20 protein-coding genes are annotated in these 20,926 nt (G+C 45.7%); 8 read left to right on the forward strand and 12 right to left on the reverse strand.

What is annotated here, in order from left to right:
* Positions 1-43: 43 nt before the first annotated feature.
* Genes KW844_RS21980 through KW844_RS21990 form a run of 3 tightly spaced genes read right to left on the reverse strand, consistent with a single transcriptional unit; the run spans position 44 to position 2,462 of the window.
* Positions 44-859, reverse strand: coding sequence for a dienelactone hydrolase family protein (locus tag KW844_RS21980; protein WP_218378941.1), 816 nt, complete (start codon positions 857-859; stop codon positions 44-46).
* Positions 860-908: 49 nt separating this feature from the next.
* Positions 909-1,706 carry a class I SAM-dependent methyltransferase gene (locus KW844_RS21985; RefSeq protein ID WP_218378942.1) on the reverse strand — a complete coding sequence of 266 codons (798 nt, stop codon included), beginning with the start codon at positions 1,704-1,706 and terminating at the stop codon, positions 909-911.
* Between the two features lie 18 nt (positions 1,707-1,724).
* The gene (locus KW844_RS21990) at positions 1,725-2,462 is read right to left on the reverse strand and encodes a glycosyltransferase family 2 protein (protein ID WP_218378943.1); all 738 of its coding nucleotides are present in this window, start codon (positions 2,460-2,462) and stop codon (positions 1,725-1,727) included.
* A 182-nt stretch (positions 2,463-2,644) separates the two neighbouring features.
* Here KW844_RS21990 and KW844_RS21995 point away from each other — a divergent pair, with 182 nt between their 5' ends.
* Positions 2,645-3,973 (forward strand): DivIVA domain-containing protein, encoded by a 1,329-nt coding sequence (locus KW844_RS21995; protein ID WP_218378944.1) that lies wholly within the window; start codon positions 2,645-2,647, stop codon positions 3,971-3,973.
* A gap of 271 nt (positions 3,974-4,244) precedes the next feature.
* Positions 4,245-5,192, forward strand: coding sequence for a hydrogen peroxide-inducible genes activator (locus KW844_RS22000; protein ID WP_218378945.1), 948 nt, complete (start codon positions 4,245-4,247; stop codon positions 5,190-5,192).
* Positions 5,193-5,354: 162 nt separating this feature from the next.
* Here the strand turns inward: KW844_RS22000 and KW844_RS22005 are convergent, their stop codons facing one another.
* The 3 genes from KW844_RS22005 to prmA form a co-directional block, all read right to left on the reverse strand.
* Positions 5,355-6,164 (reverse strand): M48 family metallopeptidase, encoded by an 810-nt coding sequence (locus tag KW844_RS22005; protein ID WP_218378946.1) that lies wholly within the window; start codon positions 6,162-6,164, stop codon positions 5,355-5,357.
* Between the two features lie 142 nt (positions 6,165-6,306).
* Positions 6,307-6,948: a glycerol-3-phosphate 1-O-acyltransferase PlsY gene (gene plsY, locus KW844_RS22010; RefSeq protein ID WP_218378947.1), complete on the reverse strand. Its 642-nt coding sequence runs from the start codon at positions 6,946-6,948 to the stop codon at positions 6,307-6,309.
* 130 nt (positions 6,949-7,078) lie between these two features.
* A complete protein-coding gene (gene prmA / locus KW844_RS22015; protein WP_218378948.1) occupies positions 7,079-7,897 on the reverse strand; it encodes a 50S ribosomal protein L11 methyltransferase in 819 nt (272 codons plus the stop codon).
* Between the two features lie 111 nt (positions 7,898-8,008).
* Between prmA and KW844_RS22020 the strand changes: the two genes are divergently transcribed.
* Complete coding sequence (locus KW844_RS22020; RefSeq protein ID WP_218378949.1) at positions 8,009-8,611, forward strand: hypothetical protein; 603 nt, start codon at positions 8,009-8,011, stop codon at positions 8,609-8,611.
* A gap of 198 nt (positions 8,612-8,809) precedes the next feature.
* Here KW844_RS22020 and KW844_RS22025 read toward each other — a convergent pair whose 3' ends face one another.
* The 3 genes from KW844_RS22025 to KW844_RS22035 all read right to left on the reverse strand — a co-directional run bounded on the left by KW844_RS22025 (position 8,810) and on the right by KW844_RS22035 (position 12,479).
* Positions 8,810-11,173, reverse strand: a complete 2,364-nt coding sequence (locus KW844_RS22025) for a polyribonucleotide nucleotidyltransferase (RefSeq protein ID WP_218378950.1) — start codon at positions 11,171-11,173, stop codon at positions 8,810-8,812.
* A gap of 129 nt (positions 11,174-11,302) precedes the next feature.
* Positions 11,303-11,575: a 30S ribosomal protein S15 gene (gene rpsO / locus KW844_RS22030; RefSeq protein ID WP_073087248.1), complete on the reverse strand. Its 273-nt coding sequence runs from the start codon at positions 11,573-11,575 to the stop codon at positions 11,303-11,305.
* 208 nt (positions 11,576-11,783) lie between these two features.
* Positions 11,784-12,479: a cell division ATP-binding protein FtsE gene (locus tag KW844_RS22035; RefSeq protein ID WP_218378951.1), complete on the reverse strand. Its 696-nt coding sequence runs from the start codon at positions 12,477-12,479 to the stop codon at positions 11,784-11,786.
* 256 nt (positions 12,480-12,735) lie between these two features.
* Between KW844_RS22035 and KW844_RS22040 the strand changes: the two genes are divergently transcribed.
* Together KW844_RS22040 and KW844_RS22045 are read left to right on the forward strand one after the other, a co-directional pair.
* The gene (locus tag KW844_RS22040) at positions 12,736-13,107 is read left to right on the forward strand and encodes a BlaI/MecI/CopY family transcriptional regulator (protein ID WP_218378952.1); all 372 of its coding nucleotides are present in this window, start codon (positions 12,736-12,738) and stop codon (positions 13,105-13,107) included.
* On the forward strand, positions 13,104-14,774 hold the full coding sequence (locus KW844_RS22045; RefSeq protein ID WP_218378953.1) for a M56 family metallopeptidase: 1,671 nt from the start codon (positions 13,104-13,106) through the stop codon (positions 14,772-14,774). Before KW844_RS22040 ends, KW844_RS22045 begins: the two co-directional genes overlap by 4 nt.
* A gap of 88 nt (positions 14,775-14,862) precedes the next feature.
* On the opposite strand, the gene KW844_RS29470 is transcribed toward KW844_RS22045, so the two are convergent.
* Positions 14,863-16,041: an AIR synthase related protein gene (locus tag KW844_RS29470; RefSeq protein ID WP_218378954.1), complete on the reverse strand. Its 1,179-nt coding sequence runs from the start codon at positions 16,039-16,041 to the stop codon at positions 14,863-14,865.
* A gap of 141 nt (positions 16,042-16,182) precedes the next feature.
* Between KW844_RS29470 and KW844_RS22055 the strand changes: the two genes are divergently transcribed.
* Entirely contained in the window at positions 16,183-17,118 is a 936-nt protein-coding gene (locus KW844_RS22055) for a bifunctional riboflavin kinase/FAD synthetase (protein WP_218378955.1), read from the forward strand.
* 78 nt (positions 17,119-17,196) lie between these two features.
* Here the strand turns inward: KW844_RS22055 and holA are convergent, their stop codons facing one another.
* Positions 17,197-18,192 (reverse strand): DNA polymerase III subunit delta, encoded by a 996-nt coding sequence (gene holA / locus KW844_RS22060; RefSeq protein WP_218378956.1) that lies wholly within the window; start codon positions 18,190-18,192, stop codon positions 17,197-17,199.
* Positions 18,193-18,198: 6 nt separating this feature from the next.
* Positions 18,199-18,924: a ribonuclease H-like domain-containing protein gene (locus KW844_RS22065; protein ID WP_218378957.1), complete on the reverse strand. Its 726-nt coding sequence runs from the start codon at positions 18,922-18,924 to the stop codon at positions 18,199-18,201.
* Between the two features lie 102 nt (positions 18,925-19,026).
* Here KW844_RS22065 and KW844_RS22070 point away from each other — a divergent pair, with 102 nt between their 5' ends.
* Both KW844_RS22070 and KW844_RS22075 read left to right on the forward strand, forming a co-directional pair.
* Complete coding sequence (locus tag KW844_RS22070) at positions 19,027-19,989, forward strand: hypothetical protein (RefSeq protein WP_218378958.1); 963 nt, start codon at positions 19,027-19,029, stop codon at positions 19,987-19,989.
* 373 nt (positions 19,990-20,362) lie between these two features.
* Complete coding sequence (locus tag KW844_RS22075; RefSeq protein ID WP_218378959.1) at positions 20,363-20,836, forward strand: response regulator; 474 nt, start codon at positions 20,363-20,365, stop codon at positions 20,834-20,836.
* Positions 20,837-20,926: the final 90 nt, after the last annotated feature.

Raw genomic sequence — 20,926 nt, forward strand, 5'->3', positions numbered from 1 at the left:
GATCAGCCCTATTTTTTAGGGCTGATCAATCCTGCTTAAATTATTATTTCTTATGTTCAAACAACCATTCTAACACGCCCGGCTCTACGAAAACATTATTCCAGCTATCATGGCCTACGCCAGGGTATTCAGTGTATTTATATTCCGCGCCCAGGCTTTTCAGTTTTTCATCGTATAAGCGGGAAGCCTGCACAGGTACTACCGGATCGGCGCCGCCGTGGAAGATCCATACCGGAACTTTTTTGGCGAAGTTCACTGCTGCCTCTACGTTTCCTGCACCACAAATCGGGAAGGCGGCAGCAAAGAGGTTAGGGTAAGTAGTAATCATATAGAACGTGCCCATGCCCCCGAGGGAGAGGCCGCCAATATAGATTCGTTTGGGATCTACTTTTCCGCTGGCTATCAGGCTGTCGATCAGCGGTTTGAGCATGCCTCCGGGTTTGGTAGGCGGTGTTTGCAGCGGGAATTCGAAGCTCACCCTTTTGCCTGCCGAGTCAAATTTAGCTTTCATGGGTGCCCAGGTTTCATTCACCGGGCATTGTGGAAAAATCACGTATGCGGGAAACTTTTCCCGGAGACTATCACTACCGAGCCATTTACCGCCATGTTTAAGCTGCGCTTTGTTATCGCTCCCTCTTTCGCCGGCGCCATGGAGGAAAATAATCAGCGGATATTGTTTGTGAATATCGTGGTGCAGGGGGGTGAGCATACGGTAACGCAGCGTATCACCTTCACGGATATACGATTCGTAACTATATACGGAGTCGGTGGCCTGCAGGGAAGCATCAGGAGTTTGTGCCTGGGTATCAATGGTTAACAAGGTTACCAGCAAACACAGCATTAGCTTGAGGTTGCGCATATCTGGAATGTTTTTCCGAATATACTACCTACAGCGGGTTAAAGCAAGTTTAGTATTTGAGCGTAAAGTGTTGTTTTACCTTAAAATCTTTCCGGAAGAAGACAAGGCCTATGAAGAACAGGTCGATCGTATAGGTAACGGCTTCATGGCTTTGAATGCGGTGCCATACTTCTTCCATATCCGGTGTCCAGTGGATATCATCAAAAATGAGGATGGTACCTTCATGCACATAGGGCAATGATTCAAGGAAGTAGTTCCAGGTGGGCTCTTTGCGGTGGTTGCCATCAACGTACATCCAGTCGAGCCGTGGCAGCTGTGGCAGCAGTTCCGGCAGCACGGTATCAAAGTTCCCCACGTGTTGCTCAATGTTGTTAATCCCCAGCTGGTCAAAGTTGGAGCGGGCTTTGGCGGCTATGTTCGGGCATCCTTCTATCGTATATACGGTGGCGTTAGGGTTTGCTTTGGCCATATAGGAAGATGATAAACCCATACTGGTCCCCAGTTCCACGAGATACTGCGGTTGCAGGTATTGAATAAGTCTATAGAAAAGCTGTCCGAATTTAGGTTGTTTGGCAGCGTATCGGGTGATGTCAGCGATACGACGTTGGTTGCCCCCGGATACGATGGAACCGGCGCCGAGGTCGGTCACACTGATGGTATCACGGCTTTGCAGCAGTTGTTTGCGCAACAGTTCTATTTCGGTAAAGGCGGCCTGTGGCTGCCTATCCTGTAATACTTCCTCTATCAGGGAAAATACAAAAGGAGAATGTACATCATGACGGTTGCCTGCTGTAAGATAGTACCGCAGGTATTTGCCGGCTACTGAAAACTGTTGCGCTAAACTCACTGACTCTTATAATTAGTTTTAATAAATTTTTCCTTTCATCAGGCCCCACATATGCAATCGATGCTGCAAAGATACCCTCAATACGCCCATGCCATAAATGGCGCTTCGTTTGAAGTTAATGCTCGATGCCTCATCGAAGTATTTGGTTGGGCATGTAATTTCGGCAATTTCGTAACCTTTCATAAAGATTTGTGAAACCATTTCATTGTCGAACACAAAATCATCATTATCGGCCATATAATTAATGTTTCGGAGCACCTCTGCCGAAAAGGTACGGTATCCGGTATGATATTCACTCAGTTTCTGCCCTATCAGGATGTTCTGAGCCAGGGTCAGGCAGCGGTTGAATATGTATTTATACATGGGCATGCCCCCTTTCAGGGCACCTTTCCCGAGGATACGGCTGCCAAATACCACCGGATACACCCCGTTTGCAATAATACTGCACATAGCGGTAATAAGCATCGGCGTATATTGATAATCCGGGTGTAGCATCACCACGATGTCCCCTCCCAGCTCCAGTGCCTTGTTGTAGCAGGATTTCTGGTTTCCGCCATATCCCTTGTTATTATCATGGCGGATAATATGTTTTATTCCCAATTGTTTTCCCACCTCAATGGTGTCATCTTTACTGCAATCGTCAACTAAAACAACTTCATCAACAATATCAAAGGGGATCTCCCGGAATGTTTTTTCCAGCGTAAGTGCTGCGTTGTAGGCCGGTAACACTACCACTATCTTTTTCTGATTCAGCATGAAAGTGGATATATTTTGTAGGTTTAGAGCTGCAAAGGTAATTTACCTGATGATAATTCAAAATATATTGAGGCACCATCCATCATGATTTAATATTAACTGTTATTTATTATTTATCTTTGCTTGTTGATGTTTTTGGCATCATATTTTCTTTAATTTTTGTTAACAAAAAGCAAAAAAGCATGTTAAAACACCTACCAACGGAAGTGCTGCAAGAGAATGGGTCTTTACCCATGCACGAAGAGGCATTACCGTTAGTGTATCTGGCTGAAAAACTTAGTGTTAAAAAATGGTTGCTAGTAGTCCCCGCTTTTTTCCTCACTTTATTATCCTTCCGGGCACAGGCGCAGGACCCGGAGCTCAAAGCTACCACTACGCCAACAGTAAAAACGCAGGATACTACTATTAAGCACATTATTGATGAGTTACAGCGTATTACCGACAGTGACAGGCAGAATTCCAATTCTATTCAGGCCCTGCTGCAGGGAAAGGAATTGGACAATATCAGTAAATACGAACTGATTAAATCCAATATCATTAATGCCAGCGAAACATACTATTTGCTGAACAAGAAGATTATTGACCTGAAATCACGTACTACCACCAACAACCTGGATGTGTTCATTACATCATTGAACAACCCGGAAAGTAAGGCTCTCGGCTTTTCGCTGAGCGACCGTATCGTGGACCTGGTGCAAAAAATCATCCTGAAGAACAAAGATGAAAAGGGGGAGAAAAACAGTAAGATCGTTGAGTCCACCAAATCCATCATCAACAGTCCGATTTTCCAGAGTTTCACCAGTCTCACCCCACCACTGGCCATTGCCAATTCGGTGATGAACTTCCTGCATAGTGTAAGTGTGAACAACAAACAGATTAATCAGAAATCACTGCAGGATTTTGAAAAGGAACTGAACAAGTATGTGGTATACTACACTGCTCTCAATGATGCAAACCAGAAGTTTGAGTATGGCCTCAACTTCAACAAGGATCAGTTAGGACTGCTGCAGGACAATCTCTTTGACCACCTGTCGTTTACCGCTACCAGCCTGAAGTTTGCGCCACCGCAGAAAGGCAACAAGCCGCTGAGCCAGACCATGAATGATTACTTCTTCGACTTTAAAAAGGAGAAAGTAGTAGATTTCTTCAATCAGCTGGAAACTAAATATACCAGTAAAGGCAAGCGCATCGACTATGAGTCGCTGCTGCGCGAAAATCCAAATCTGAAAGAAGTAAACAATCAGCTGGAAGACCTGGTACTGCAAACCAAACGCTTTGAGAACCTGTACAACGAGTACTTTACCCTGCTGGACAGCTACTACGCCAAGGTAAACAACTCGCTGAAAATTGCGCAGGACAACAGCCTGGCTGAAAAAAGCGTGATTGACAACAAACAGGCTGAGTTCAGGAATCTGAAAACTGAAGCGGTGCAAGAGATTCAGGCTTCTATTAACATCAGGGAGCTGTATCAGAATACGGAGAAGATCAAGTACAGATATAGAATTTTCTAAGCTTTTTGGCAGCCGGCAAGCCGGCTGCCAAAAAGTTGTTACTGCGTGTTGTGCAGCAACAACTTGAAATATATATCCAACCGGCGGTAGCCACCGCGCGAAGCGGGGAACCTACCCAATGACACCGAAGGTGTCATTAAAATCCGCCACCACAAAAGGCTTTAATATAACTAATCGGGGATTTAAGAAGGTGTTAACTTCTTAAATCCCCGATTTCTTTTTAAGATTATATAGATTTTATCAATACCTTTACACCCTCAAAGCAAGGGAAATGACGACTGTACAATTGGAGTATATAGTTGCGGTAGATACTTACAGAAGTTTCGTAGTAGCAGCAGAGAAGTGTTTCGTAACTCAGCCAACACTGAGCATGCAAATCCAGAAGCTGGAAGATGAACTGGGGATCAAGTTATTTGACCGCAGTAAATTGCCGGTGGTGCCAACGGAAATCGGTACGGCAGTAATATCTCAGGCCAGAATCATCCTGAAAGAAAATGCCCGTATACGCGAAATCATTGCCGATCAGAAAAAAGAGGTACAGGGCAACCTCAAAGTAGGCATCATCCCTACGCTCGCTCCTTACCTCCTGCCCCGGATTCTCACCGGGTTCATGAAAAAATACCCGAAAGTAAAACTCGAAATCTGGGAATATCCTACCGAGCAAATTGTACAGCAACTGAAACAAGAGTTGCTGGACTGCGGCCTGCTGGCCACACCGCTGCACAACCCACACCTGGAAGAGCATCCGTTATTCTATGAGTCGTTTGTAGTATATGCCTCCCGTAATCACTCCCTGTACGAAAAGAAGGTCATCAAGGCCGAAGACCTGGATGTAAAAGAAGTGTGGTTACTCAACGAGGGCCATTGCATGCGCAACCAGGTGCTCAATATCTGCAAGGATAAGTTTACCATGGGTGGCGAATACAAAAACCTGGAATATAATACCGGTAGTGTAGAAACCCTGAAACGCATGGTTGACCTCAACGAAGGGTATACTATTCTGCCGGAGTTATCGCTGCAGGATTTATCTTCCAAACAGCTGTCGATGGTTCGCTATTTTAAGACACCAGAACCGGTTCGGGAGATCAGTCTGGTCACACATAGGCATTTTATAAAACAGGCGCTTATTGAGGCGTTTAAAGCCGAAATATTAGCCCATGTGCCGGAGAAGATGAGAGCGCAGAAAAACAAGAAAGTAATGGAGATTGTGAACGATTAACATCTCCCTAAATTATAAAAAAGCAACAGCCCAACCGAGCGTAGCTCTGAATCCACACAAAAGACACCGAAGGTGGCTTTTGAATAATAAAGCAAAACCTTAGGTTTTGCCAGGATGGATTCCGAACACCGTACGGTTGGGCTGTTACCTTTTAAAAAAAGTTTACTTACCTGCTGGTTTATAATACTGCATGGCTTCCGGCATTAATCCCTTCAGCTGTGCCACGCGACGATCATCACTAGGGTGCGTGCTCAGAAACTCAGGTGGTTTGCTGGAACTGGCGCTCAGGGTTGCCATACGTTGCCAGAATGGGATAGATTCCTGTGGATTGTAACCGGCCATTGCCATAAAGATCACACCCAGGTGATCCGCTTCCAGTTCGTTTTGACGGGAGAAGGCCAGTAAGCCAACGTTACCGCCAACGCCTACTGCCTGGTTAAACAGATTTACCGCGGTTGGATTTTTTCCCAAAGCAACAGCACCAGCCATCTGCACACCCTGTGCTACCATTTGCTGACTCATACGCTCGTTACCATGGCGGGCAATGGCGTGCGCAATTTCGTGGCCCATTACGGTTGCAAGTCCCGTTTCATTCTGTGTAACAGGTAACAGCCCCGTATACACCACTACTTTACCACCAGGCATACACCAGGCGTTTACTTCTTTGCTGTCGACCAGATTGAATTCCCATTTGTAAGTGGCGATGGCAGCACCCTGACCTTTCTGGTTCATGTACTGGGTAACGGCGGCGGCTATACGCTGTCCTACCCTTTTAACCATATCCGCATCCTTGCTGGTAGTTTGTGCTACTACTTTATTGGAAGATAGAAATGTTTGGTATTCCTGGAGTGCCATGGACTCCATAGTACTTTCGGGGAGTAAATTCAGTTGCTTTCTGCCTGTAATAGGAACGCTTGAACATCCGTACAGGAAGGCTGCAGCGACAGAAAAGGAAAGTGCGATCTTTTTCATGGGTTTATCAAATTTTTGCTAAAAGCATTGCAAACGTAAGAAATATTTAGCTTTTGTTTTATTTGTAAAAACAAAAGAGCTTATTGAAATGGATGCAACATCCGTTCCAATAAGCTCTTAAAATATCGTTTGAAATAAAACCTTAGTGCTTTTCTCTGCGGTTCCTGAATAGCGGCACTTTACTTTCGTTGCCTTTCAGGAGCCTGCCGATGTTTTTCTGGTGGGTAAGCACCACCATCAGCGCCACAGCGATGGCAAAAATTCGGTAGAATATTTCCGGCTCGTTGAAAATATACAGTATCAGTACAGGGAATGCGATACTTGCTATGATGGAGCTTAAAGAAACATATCTCGTCAAAAATAAAATCATTAGAAACACACCTACGCAGCAGAGCGCTACTACCGGCTGAATAGCCAGTACCAGTCCGAACAGTGTGGCGATACCTTTACCGCCGCGGAAGCCTGCCCATATCGGGAAGATATGGCCTAATACGGCTGCCAGGCCCAATCCGATCTGGAAGTTAACCAGTTGTGTGAGGTGTTCATGATCCTGGTAATAAGGGGCCAGGTAAGCCAGCCTCACTGCCAGTACTCCTTTGAGCATATCTACCAACATTACAAAAGTTCCGGCTTTTGGACCGAGCACGCGGAAGGTGTTGGTGGCGCCGGCGTTGCCGCTGCCATACTCCCGGATATCCATCCCAAAAACGCCTTTACTTACCCAAACAGCTGTAGGTACAGATCCTATCAGATAAGCGCAAAAAAGCAATAAAAATTCTGTCATCACTAAAAGTTAGGAATTGCTAAGATAACAAATTATGTGTTAAAATTAAGCGAATATTAGGAAAGTTTATAACACAAAAGTTGGAAATTCAATAACTTTCATATGTGTAATATTAGTAAACTCTCTCGAATTATTGCACCCCGAACTGTAGTGCCAACCAGTTGTCTTTCTCTATTTTGTGCTGTAGGTCAAATCCTTGCGGTAAAGCTGCGGCTAATATCTGCTGCTCGTCAGATGGCATGATACCGCTCAACAGGAGAATGCCACCAGGGGATAGTAACCGGCGCATATCTGCCATATAGTGCAACAGTACATTACAATTAATATTCGCCAGCAATATATCATATTTTTCGGAAATACCACCCAAATTATCAGCCTGCCATACCTTCACGCGTTGCATATGGTTGGCCCCGATATTTTCAATGGTATTATTTACCGCCCACTCATCATAATCAATCGCATCTACCCCGGCAGCACCCATCATTTCAGCCAGTATAGCCAATATACCGGTACCGGTACCAAAGTCGAATACCTTTTTGCCTTTAAAGTCGATCGCACGCATCAATTTGATGACGGAAGATGTAGTGGCGTGATGGCCGGTACCAAAGGCCATTTTAGGAGTGATCTCTATTTCATACGTAGGCCTCGGATCGAATGACGGATGGAAATTAGCACGGATACCACAGAAATCATCTACCTGCACCGGCTGAAAGTTGCTTTCCCACAAGGCATTCCAGTTCTGCTGCTCAATGCGCTCCTGCGTGTAGGCAATACCGTTAGCTGTCAGTAAATCATGTAAAATAGCTTCATCAAAATCAGCTTCCGGAATAAAGGCTACCAGTGCGGTTTCCTGTTCTTCAAACCCCTCATAACCGGCTTCCGCCAGCTCCGCAATCAGCAGCTCCGCCTGATCGCCCGTAGCCTGTATGGTAATAGCAATGTGTGACATAGGCCGCAAATATAACTGAATCCATGCGATTAACCCCTGGCAACTAATCCCTTGTATAAAATTAAAAAGATATTATATTTGAATTTTATAAATATCAATATTGATACACCTATGAAAACATTACTCCTGCTGCTATCGGCCGTAGTGCTTTCCTGCACGGCCATGGCACAAACTGTGATCAAAATGCGGCCACCAGACCCGGAAGAGCCTATCATGACCGACTCCATCACCTACGAAGGAGAAACCTCCGTGGTGATCATGAACAGGCAGTTTTTACTGGACTACATGGACATGCTGGATACCTCACTGCCTCGTCAGCAATATAGCGGCCTGGCCGTAAATCATATCTCCTTCAAGAATTTTTCCAAGGCAGATATGGCAGCTCACTTTCAGAAAGCCTATTGTTACCTGAAAGATTCTACTAATAAAGATCTCACCTATAGCACTACCAAAATGTACATGCAATGGGCAGAAGATGGCGGTATCCTCCTTCCCTACATAGAAACGATTATGGCGGATCTCCTCCAACAGGCACGCCTGAAGGTGGTGGAGAAATTTGTGAAACCACAATTGCCCGTTACTTCCTATAAGATGATTTTTGAACCCGTAAACGGCCACGATTTCCGGGTGTTCCGCCTCAACAACGGGAAACAGATTTTCCGGGAAAGCACGTTTGCTGCAGAGCAGCAGCTGGCTACTTTCTATCCGAGATAGCTCACCTCCTCACAATGCAACGGGGTCCATGGCAGCAGCCATGGACCCCGTTGCATTCACATCTGCCGAAGGCAAAAGAAAAAGTTACACCACTTGCCCTATAAAGCAATACAGAAGGCAGACTTCCGGTCCACCAGCAAGCATAAAAAAAGGTCCGCTTCACAGCGGACCTTTTCTATTTTCAGCTTTCGCGAATTATTATTGTTCGTCGAAATAAGGCTCCTGAGGTTTCTCAGGCTCATTATTGTTGTTACGATCAAAGCCACCATTACGAGGACCACGATCTTCACGAGGGCCGCGATCATCACGTGGACCACGACGGTCATCACGTCTGTCACCACCACCGCGACGGTCGTCACGAGGACCACGATCACGGAAACCACCGCGATCACCACGGTCGCCTCTGTCACCACGCTCTTCGCGCTCTGGCCTTTCTACATAACCTTCCGGTTTAGGCATCAGGGCTTTGCGGCTCAGTTTGAATTTACCGGTTTTAGGATCAGTACCTGTGAGTTTTACTTTCACAACTTCACCTTCAGACAGTACACCTTCCATGGTTTCCAGGCGTTTCCAGGAAACTTCAGAGATGTGCAGCAGTCCTTGTTTACCAGGCATGAACTCCACGAATGCACCGTAAGGCATGATGGATTTCACAACTGATTCGTAGGTTTCACCTACTTCAGGAACGGCAACAATACCTTTAACCCATTTCACCGCTTTATCCAGACCTTCTTTCTGTGCAGAGAAGATGCTCACTTCACCGGTTTCACCAACTTCTTCGATGTTGATGGTAGTACCGGTTTCGCGTTGGATTTCCTGGATGATTTTACCACCTGGTCCGATCACAGCACCGATGAATTCACGATCGATGATGATTTTCTCCATACGTGGAGCGTGTGGCTTAGGTTCAGGGCGTGCAGCCGGGAATGCAGCATACATTGCATCAATGATGTGCAGACGTCCTTTGTTGGCCTGAGCCAGTGCCGAGCGCATAACATCCATGCTAAGGCCATCTACTTTGATATCCATCTGGATACCGCAGATACCATCGCGTGTACCGGTAACTTTAAAGTCCATATCACCCAGGTGATCTTCATCACCGAGGATATCGGTCAGTACCGCCCAAGCACCGTCAGATGCGCGGGAGATCAGACCCATTGCCACACCACTCACGTGCTTAGGCAAAGGAACACCAGCGTCCATCAGTGCCAGGGAACCAGCACAAACAGTAGCCATAGAAGAGGAACCGTTAGACTCCAGGATATCGGAAACAACCCTCACGGTGTAAGGATACTCGCTACCTGGCATCATTTGCTTCAGGGAGCGCATAGCCAGGTTACCGTGACCAACCTCGCGGCGGCCAGGGCCACGCATAGGTTTTACCTCACCGGTAGAGAATGGAGGGAAGTTATAATGCAGAATGAATTTTACATAGTTGGAAGTAGCAGCGCTTTCGATCAGCAGCTCATCTTCCGGAGTACCCAGGGTAACAGTAGTCAGGGACTGTGTTTCACCACGGGTAAACAGGGCAGAACCGTGCGGAGAAGGCAGGATGTCAGTTTCCATAGCCAGCGGACGTACCTGATCAAGGGAACGGCCATCCAGGCGGACTTTCTCATCCAGGATCATGTTACGGATCACTTCTTTTTCCAGATCGTGCAGGTATTTACCTACCAGTGGTGCGTCTTCATCAGGCAATTCTTCGCCGAGGAATTCCACCAGCTCATTACCAATCTGTTTGAAAGCATCAGAACGATCGTGCTTTGCAGAAGCAGATTTAGCAACCTGATAGATCTTATCTTTCGCAAAACCTGCGATTTTTGCTTTCAGCTCGTCGTTCTGGTGAGGTTTGGTATACTCACGTTTGCCGGTTACGCCTTTCAGCTGCGCCAGCTCCTGTTGAGCCTTAACCTGAACTTTGATAGCAGCATGTGCTGCCTCAATAGCATTGATCAGGTCCTCTTCCTGACACTCCTTACTTTCACCTTCCACCATCATGATGTTCTTGTCGGTGGCGCCGATGATGAAGTCCATATCAGCAGTAGCAAGAGGAGTACGGTTTGGATTGATCACATATTTACCATCGATACGGGCAACACGTACCTCAGAAATGATTTCCTGAATAGGCACGTCAGAAACGGCCAAGGCAGCAGATGCAGCTAAACAGGCCAGCGCATCAGGCATTACTTCAGGATCAGAGGAAACAAGTGTTACAAGTACCTGTACTTCGCATAAATAATCATCGGGGAACAAAGGGCGCAATGCGCGGTCGATCAAGCGGGAGATCAGCACCTCTGAATCGGAGAGACGGCCTTCACGTTTGAAGAAAGAACCTGGAATACGGCCTGCGGAAGCAAATTTCTCCTGGTAGTCAACAGTCAAAGGGAAAAACGATTGGCCCGGTTTAGGCTCCTTGTTAGCTACCACGGTAGCCAGCAGGATACAATCACCCAGACGCACCGTAACCGAACCGTCAGCCTGGCGGGCCATCTTGCCGGTTTCGATGGTCACTATACGACCGTCTCCTATATCGAATTTCACTGAAATAGGTGTCAGATTCATAAATTAGTGAGGATTAAGAATAACGTTGTTCCCTTATAGACAATCAGTTAGCGGAACAACAAAACGTATACATACAAAAAAACTATTCCCAACCAGAGAGTTGGGAATAGCGCTATAATAAAGTCATGGTTATTTTCTGATACCTAACTTCTCGATCAGGGCACGGTAGCCGCTGAGGTTAGTTTTAGAAAGGTAAGAAAGTAAACGCTTTCTCTGACCTACCATTTTCATCAGACCACGGTGGGTTGAGAAATCTTTTTTGTTTTGTTTCAGGTGACCGGAAATGCTGTTGATACGCTCAGTCAGCAGTGCAATTTGCGCTTCTACAGAGCCTGTATTTTTCTCGCTTCCACCAAATTCCTTGAAAATATTGGCTTTCTTTTCAACAGTTAAGTAAGACATCTTGAATAATAATAAGTAATAATAATGTTTTTTGTCGCTATTTTTCCGGTGCAAAGGTAATTAGAAAAATATGAATTACCAATTTGCAGGGAATATATAATTGTTTCAGAGCTATTTAATTGCATAAAGAGTTCTGATTCAATTATTTCGGTGAAATGTGGTGCAAAAATAGTAAAATTAACTGAATACACCACTATTTAAGATCTGTTTAAGAAGAGAAATTCACCGCCGCATTGTCCGTCACATGACCATTTTCGGTACGCAACACCCTGGACGGAAATTTCTGTAACACGATATAATCGTGCGTAGCCATCACAATCGCCGTACCCTCCCGGCAAATGCGGAACAACAGCTGCATAATACCATCCGAAGTTTCAGGGTCCAGGTTACCGGTAGGCTCATCTGCCAGGATCAACCGGGGCGAATTCAGCATAGCACGGGCAATATCCACACGCTGCTGCTCCCCGCCACTCAGCTCATAAGGCATCTTAAACCCTTTGGTCCCCAATCCTACCTTATCCAGCACATCCGTAATTTTATCTTCTATCTGCTTGTTATCCTGCCAGCCGGTAGCCCGCAGTGCAAACTTCAGGTTGTCGTGCACATTCCGGTCCGTCAGCAACTGAAAATCCTGGAAAACTACCCCCAAGTTACGACGCAGGTAAGGTACCTTCTTCCAGTCCATCTTCTTCAAATCAAACCCAACGACCTGACCCGTACCATCTTTCAATGGCAGATCTCCATATAATGTTTTCAGTAAACTGGATTTTCCCGTACCCGTTTTTCCAATCAGATACACAAACTCCCCCTTGTTTACGGTAATATTCACATCAGATAATATCAGCGAGTTACCCTGATATATACTTGCATTCGTCAGTTGTATAATTGGCTGTTCGGGCGTCATGTAAGAATTTCGTTTAGTTCTAGCTAGTTACGAACAAAAATAACTATTTAGGGGATAACTTCTTGTTATATATAAGAATAATTACCAACCCGGTACTAACGCGTCCACCCACCATTTTTTGCTTTTTATCTCCCAAAACTCCCCTTTTCTCCCAATTTCATCTATTTAACTAAAAAATTAGTTTAAAAACTAAGGAAATAGTTGATTAACTAAAAACTTAGTTTTAACTTTAGTTCAGCATAGAAAACAATAGATCATGAAAGCACTTACCAAAGCGGAAGAACAAATTATGATGGCCCTCTGGCAAACCGGACCGGCATTCGTTAAAGACCTGATAGAAGCCATGCCGGAGCCCAAGCCACACTATAACACGGTATCTACCCTCATTAAAATATTGGTAGAAAAAGGATTTGTGGACTTCAACGTGTTTGGGAAGTCGCACCAGTATTACGCCACTATCTCCCGGGAAGAATACAGTCACAAAACCGTGAGTAACCTGGTCAAAGGCTATTTCGAAGGCTCGTTCAGCAACCTGGTTTCCTTCTTCATAAAAGAAAAAGACATCAGCGTTAATGAACTGGAAAGCCTGGTTCAAAAAATTAAAGACGCCCAAAATCAGCCCAAATGATACTACTTTCCTATCTGATCAAAGTAATTATCTGCTCAGGCATCCTGTTCGGTTATTACCTGGCAGCCTTACGCAACAAGCGTTTCCACCAGTGGAACCGTTATTATCTGTTACTACTGCCGGTAATTTCTCTCCTGATCCCATTGCTAAAAATTCCTTTATCTGTTTCGGGAGATGATAATTCTATCGTGTACGCCTACACGTACCGGGCAGTAGAAATCAGGCAGCAAATCGAAAGCAATAGTTTTCCCTTTACGCTGCCCGACTTCCTGACGGTAGCCTACAGTGCGATTGCCTTCCTGCTGCTGGCCAAACTCACGTTTATCTGCTTTCGCATCCTGCGACTCACCCGCACCAATCCCAGCGAAACAGTAAAAAACTATACGCTTGTGGCCCTGGAAAAACCGGGGAGCCCCTTCTCTTTCCTGTCCTACATCTTCTGGAGCAAAACCACGCCCCTACACGATGAACAGGGCAGCCAGATGCTGCGCCACGAGATCGTACACGTCCGGCAAAAACATACGTTCGATAAACTCTACCTCCGCGTTGTTTGCAGTCTGGGATGGATCAACCCCTTCTTCCATCTCTGTGCCCGGGAGTTGTCGCTCGTACATGAATTCATTGCAGATAAACACGCTGCCGGTAAAGAAATAGCAGGATATGCCACTACCATACTGCAATCCGCCTTTCATAGCCGACAGTTTTCCATAACAAACGATTTTTTTTATCCGCCAATCAAAAGACGTATTCTTATGCTCACAAACTTCCACAACGACCGCTTTTCCTACCTGCGCCGCATTATGGTATTACCCGTATCCGGCCTGATTTTCTGCTCCTTTGCCTTTGCTGTTTCCGGCAATTCGAACGCCATTCCGGTTGCCGAAACAGTAATCAAATCATTATCTGCAGACACCTCGCAGCCCGTGTTTACCAAGGTAGAGGTGAAACCGGAATTCCCCGGTGGCGACGCTGCACTTAACCAATTCCTCGCAAAAAACATCCGGTATCCGAAAGAAGCCGTACAAGACAAGGTTAGCGGAATGGTTATGGTTAGATTTATCGTAACATCCACCGGCAAAATCACCAATGTGGCCGCCTCACCCATATATCCCAAACATGGTGCAGGCCTGGAAGAAGAAGCGATTAGAGTAATAAAAGCCATGCCCGATTGGAAACCGGGAAGGCAAAAAGGTATCCCCGTAAACGTAGAGTTCCAGTTGCCTGTGAGGTTCATGCTTGCAGGGTCCAATAAAAACCAGGGAACAGTTTATGGTATAGTGGATACGCAACCGAGCTTTAAAGGTGGGACAGACGCACTCATGGACTATCTGTATGCCAACATTAAGTATCCTGAAGCAGCGGTGAAAAATAACATCAGCGGCACTGTCTTCCTGCAATTCGTTATTGAGCCAGATGGTAAGGTGGCCAATGTTCAATCCGACATAAAAAACATAGGTTATGGATTGGAGGAAGAAGCCATCAGGGTTGTACGCCATATGCCTGACTGGATACCTGGCGTTCATAAGGGGAAAAAAGTACGTGTTCAGTGCGTATTGCCTGTGCTTTTCAAATTGGATACAAACAAAACATCCGGCAAAACAGCAGCCATACTCTCTCCGCTCAAGACCATGCGTGGTATTGGATTTGGAGCAGAAAAAGACTGCTAGATGTAAATAATACAACACTAAAATTCACACCAAGCAAAAGGCCGGTCTCATCTGAGGCCGGCCTTTGCATTACTTCTAAACAACACAACTAATTATAAATATAAGTGCCTGAAGGCGCTTTGACGGTTACTTGTTTTTTCTCAGCGGCTTCTACGCGGCCAATGACTTGTGCATCGATGTTAAAGCTTTTGCTGATTGCGATGATATCCGCAGCAATCGCTTCAGGTACGTAGAGCTCCATACGGTGGCCCATGTTAAACACCTGGTACATTTCCTTCCAGGAGGTGCCAGATTGTTCCTGGATCAGGCTGAACAGCGGAGGAACCGGGAACAGGTTATCCTTGATCACATGCAGGTTCTCGATAAAGTGCAGCACTTTGGTTTGCGCACCACCACTGCAATGTACCATTCCGTGTACCTGCGGGCGGAACTGTTCCAGTACTTTCTTGATCACCGGTGCGTAGGTGCGTGTAGGTGATAATACCAGCTTACCCGCATCCACCTGTCCGAAGCCAGGGATATCGATTTTATCAGTAAGCGCTTTGTTACCGCTGAAGATCAGTTCATACGGAATACCCGGATCATAGCTCTCCGCGTATTTCTCCGCAATAGCTTTATGAAATACGTCGTGACGGGCGCTGGTAAGACCGTTGCTGCCCATACCGCCGTTATAGCTGTTTTCGTAGGTAGCCTGGCCGTATGATGCCAGTCCAACCACTACATCACCTGCCTGGATACGATCGTTTGAAATTACGTCTTCGCGTTTCATGCGGCAGGTAACGGTAGAATCCACGATGATGGTTCGTACGAGGTCGCCCACATCCGCGGTTTCACCTCCGGTGGAGTAGATGGAGATGCCATGGCTGCGCAGCTCTGCCAGAATTTCTTCTGTACCATTGATAATAGCTGCGATTACTTCTCCCGGCAACAGTTGTTTATTACGGCCAATGGTGGATGACAGGAGGATATTATCTGTGGCGCCCACGCAAAGGAGGTCGTCCATATTCATAATGATCGCATCCTGCGCAATGCCTCTCCATACACTGATATCGCCGGTTTCTTTCCAGTAAACGTAAGCCAGACTGGACTTGGTTCCCGCTCCGTCTGCGTGCATGATATTGCAGTAGGTTTCGTCGCCACCGAGGATATCGGGCACTATTTTACAGAAAGCTTTCGGGAAAAGACCCTTATCAATGTTTTTAATGGCGTTGTGCACATCTTCCTTGCCTGCGGAAACACCACGTTTGGCGTAAATATTCTGATCCACCTGGAATTAGAGATTTAGTAATTTAGAGATCCGGGAAATCGCTTAGTATTTCCTTCTGGCTGCAAAAGTAACAGATTCCGCGCAGAATGCACGGCGAATGTGTTAGATTTGCGTGGCGTTTTTTGATTGTTATAGAAATTTATGCAGGTTCACAGGGACTTAGAACACTTACCGGAATTCAGGAATGCGGTTATTACCATTGGTACTTTTGATGGTGTGCATTCAGGCCACCGTTATATACTACAGCAACTGGAACAGGCTGCTGCCAGCTGTAATGGGGAAACGGTCATCGTTACCTTCGATCCCCACCCACGGGAGGTTTTAGGGGCCAACCGCGGCGCCGTGAAGCTGCTGACCACCTTACCGGAAAAAATTGCCTTGCTGGAAAAACAGGGCATTGACCACCTGGTAGTGGTACCATTCACGAAAGAATTTTCCGAACTCTCCGCACAGGCTTACCTGGAAGATTTTCTGATAGCCAGGTTTCACCCACATACAATAATTATTGGATATGATCACCGTTTCGGGCATAACCGGGAGGGTGGACTGGAATTATTGGAAGAGGAGAAGAGCAAATACGGTTTTGAGCTCATAGAAATTCCGCAACAGGTGGTACATGACCTGACGGTGAGTTCTACTAAAATCCGTAACAGTCTGCAGGATGGCGATATCCGCCTGGCCAACGAGCTCCTGGGCTACCGTTATTTCATGACCGGCACCGTAGTGCATGGGGATAAGATGGGGCGGCAGCTGGGTTTCCCAACTGCTAACCTCCAGTTGACCGATGACCGCAAGCTGATTCCATCAGAAGGCATCTATGCGGTGCAGGTAGCGCTCAACAGGCACTGGGTTACCATTCCGGCGGTAATGAGCATTGGTACCCGCCCCACCTTTAATGGTACGGACCTAAGGCTGGAGGTACATATTTTTGATTTTAACAGAGAAATATATGGTCAGACACTGACTGTTTATTTCGAAGAGTATATTCGTCCTAATCTGAAGTTTAATAATTTAGATGATCTGGTGAAACAGATCACGCTGGATGCGGAGAAGGCGAAAGAGATTCTGGCGAAATAGTTCCCGGGAAAGCCTGGGATGTGGGCGGCGCCTACGTCCCAAGCAACAAACGAATCGCGAAGCGATTCGTTTGTTGCATCAGGCCATAATTTTATACATCAATTCCTTCATTAACTCTCCATCTTCTACCCCACTGTCATTGATACCGATACTTCGGAGGTTATACTGCTGCAGGAGCAGGATGGCCCGGTCGGTGGCTTCAGGGCCGTAGCTGCGGGCTGCTGCGATATAGTCCTTTACAAAAAACGGATGTACACCGAGTGCCGAGGCGATTTCCTTCTCCCCACCCTTGATAGTAAACACCAGACTCATTTTAGCGAAGTAATTATATAATGCCGGCAGCATCATGGGCAGTGGTGCAGCCTTAGGGTTAGCTGCGAAATAGCCGATTATTTTATAGACCTTGGCTGCATTTTTAGTACCCAGGGCATTTTGCAGTTCAAATACATTGTATTCTTTACTGATGCCGACGTATTTCTCGATATCACCTTCATCGATTTTCTTTTTTTCCGGCAGATTGACCAGAAGTTTATCGATTTCGTTGGCGATACGGGAAAGATCGTTGCCGATATGATCTACCAGGAGGATGGCAGCTTTCTGGCTGATGGCCAGTCCACGGCCGCTCACATAGGCTTCCGCCCAGGCGGGTAATTGGTTATCATATAATTTTTTGGTAGACAGTAAGACCCCTTTGTCTTTGATCATCTTGGCCAACTTACTGCGACCGTCGAGTTTACCTTGTTTATGAGCCACCACAAAAACGGTGGACACGAGCGGGTTATCAAGATATGCTTCCAGCTTGAGCAGATCCCGCATGGCCTGTGCTTCTTTCAGCACCACTACCTGTCGTTCCGCAAACATAGGGTAGCGGCGGCAGGCGTTTACAACTGTGCTCCAGTCGGTGTCTTTTCCATATAATACGGTGAGATTAAAACCTTTGTCTGCTTCGGTGAGCAGGTTATGCTCCGCATAATCGACTACCTGGTCGATAAAGAAGTCCTCGTCACCTTCCAGCCAGTAGAAGGCTTTGAACTTGTTTTGCTTCCAGTCTTTAATGATATCCTGATATTCCATGATTCGTTATTTGATAATGACCACATCTTCCGGCGGCAGCAGTGGTAATCGTTTAAAGCGCAGCAGGAGCTGAGCTACGGCCAGCACATCTTTCTGGCAATAGGTGGCGATGCGCTCCAGATTTTTTGTTTCCCAGAATACTTTGCCGACCATGCTGCCATCGATATCATCTTTAGGCGTGTCGATCCCCATGACGGCGGTGAGTAATTTCAGGGAGGTATAATGCTTAAAGTCGCCGAAGCGCCAGAGGTGGAGTGTATCCACAACAGGCACCTCCCAGGGTTTCATGCCGTGCAGTTGCAGCGATTGCGGCAAAGATAACTGATGTATCACAGAACGGCGGCAAATAAAAGGGATATCAAATTCCCTGATGTTATGACCTGCAAACTGGAATTTAGGCATCTTTTCCTGGAACTTTAGCAGGAGGTCAAAGAAGTTATTCAGCAGTACTACTTCGTCTTCACTTGCAAAAGATTTGAGCCGGAGTTGATATCTGTTATTTTCCAGGTGAAAAAAACCCACTGATATACAAACGATTCTGCCAAATTCGGCGTAGATCCCCGCCCTGTTTGCGTAACCGTCATCTTCACTTTCAGAAACTGGCGCAATTTTTGTATTTTTCTCCCGCCAGAGCTCCTGCAAGTGTGCGGGCAAATGGTCTAACGCCGCTGTAGCAGGCGTTGTTTCAATATCAAGGAGCAATAACTGATCTAGTCCAATGTTAGGTAACACGTGCCGAAAACTGTTTTTAAAAGGAAAAGAAATTAGAATTTAATGCCTACTTTTGAATAACGATTTTTAACCATATAACACATAAACATAAAACAAACAACTATGACGGAGAACACTTTTAACACGCCTGCTCCGGGATCTCCCGGGCCAGAAAAACCCCGCAGTCGCAATTTATTGATTTATGGTATACTGATTGCGGCCCTCGCAGGCACCTGGATATATATGTTTTACGATAAAAGCAAATCTAGTGAAATCGTAACATCGCAGAAAATCCAGATTGATTCCATCTCTTCATCCCGTGATGCCTTAGAGCAAGATTTCAACGCTGCCAACGCGCGTCTGGATGATCTGATCAGCCAGAATACCCGTATGGACAGTCTGGTTAAAACCAAAGACAAGGAAATTCAGGATATGAAAGCCCGTATTTCCAGCATCCTTACCAAGAAAAATGCAAGTGCAGCTGAACTGGCAGAGGCCCGTCGACTGATTGAACAACTGAAGTCTAACATCGAAGGTTATCAGCAAACCATTGAGCGCCTGGAGGGTGAAAAAATTGTACTGGCTGGCGAAAGAGATTATGCCCGTAAAGAGAGAGACTCTGTTAGCACGGTAAAAGATAGTCTGGGTAAACAGGTTGAACTGGGTTCTGTACTGCATGCTTCCAACATCAAGCTGGAGCCTATCCGCGTAAAAGGTAATGGTAAAGAGATTGCTACTACCAAAGCTAAGAAAGCGGATATGATGCGTGTAGAATTTGACCTGGATGACAACAGAATTGCACCAACCGGCGACAAAGAGATTTTTGTATCCATTTCTGCTCCTGATGGGTCACCACTTGCAGTTGAAGCGCTGGGTTCCGGCAGATTCACCCTGGAAGATGGTACTGAGAAATTATATACTGCCAAGAAAACGATCGCGTATGTACAGGGTCAGCGCCAGGCAGTAAGTATGGATTGGAAACAGAATTCTGATTTCAAACCGGGCGACTATGGTGTAGAAATTTATCATAACGGTTTTAAAATCGGACAGGGTAAAGTAACACTGAAGAAAGGCGGATTATTTTAACGGCTTGTTAATTAATATATGTTTTTTGTTAAAGGCGGAACACTTGTTCCGCCTTTTTCGTTTATCTATGCAATGAGGAGTGCAACTTTTCCGGTTGAATTGTTTGTTAATGATTAGTTATTGGAGAAAAGTTATATATAAAAATAAAATTAAATTAACGTTCTTTGTGGCATAATCAGAAAGACATAACCGGAGGCCAGTAAAGCACTGGAACAAAGAAACCAATGCATTAAAGCAGCAAGTGACCAGGACGTTTTCGTGTCAGGATAACCCATATTAATAGTATAACCGATTGCCCGATTTCAAAGGTAGATGTTAGACCCTGGAGTCGTGAAATCTATTGTTGTTGTTAGTATCATTCATCCTGTGAGTTATGATAAAGATTGCAGCTTTTGCCAGCCATTACGTGTTATTAAACGGAAAAGTTCAGACGCCCGATCAATACATAAGCATGGAAGACATCAATAAAATAGTGTACGTTGTAGATGATGATGAGATATTCCATTTCATTATCAAAAAAATGTTGGGACAGCAGGATGATAATCTGATTGTAACATCATTTCTATGTGCGGAAGAAGCATTGGAGCAGTTGTCAGCAGTTCCTCAGCCATCCTTACCTTCTTTGATTATACTCGACATGAATATGGACCGCATGAATGGCTGGGATTTTATCGAGGCGTATCGGAGCATACAGCCTTCCCTTCACAATAATATTCCGATCATCATGTGTTCTTCTTCGGTGGATATGCGTGATTTGCAGAAAGTGGAGAAGACGCCGGAGCTGATGGCTTACATCACCAAGCCGCTGGATAAGAATAAGATGAAAGTGATAGAAGAGTATTTGTAATCTCTTAATAGTTACCAACTAAAAAACGCCCTCTTCGGTATACGAAGAGGGCGTTCCTTTTTTAGCTTATGTTGACAACCCATGGGGCTG

Origin of the sequence: Chitinophaga sp. sic0106 (genome assembly GCF_019219075.1) — a bacterium.
In the GTDB taxonomy this organism is placed as follows: Bacteria; Bacteroidota; Bacteroidia; order Chitinophagales; family Chitinophagaceae; genus Chitinophaga.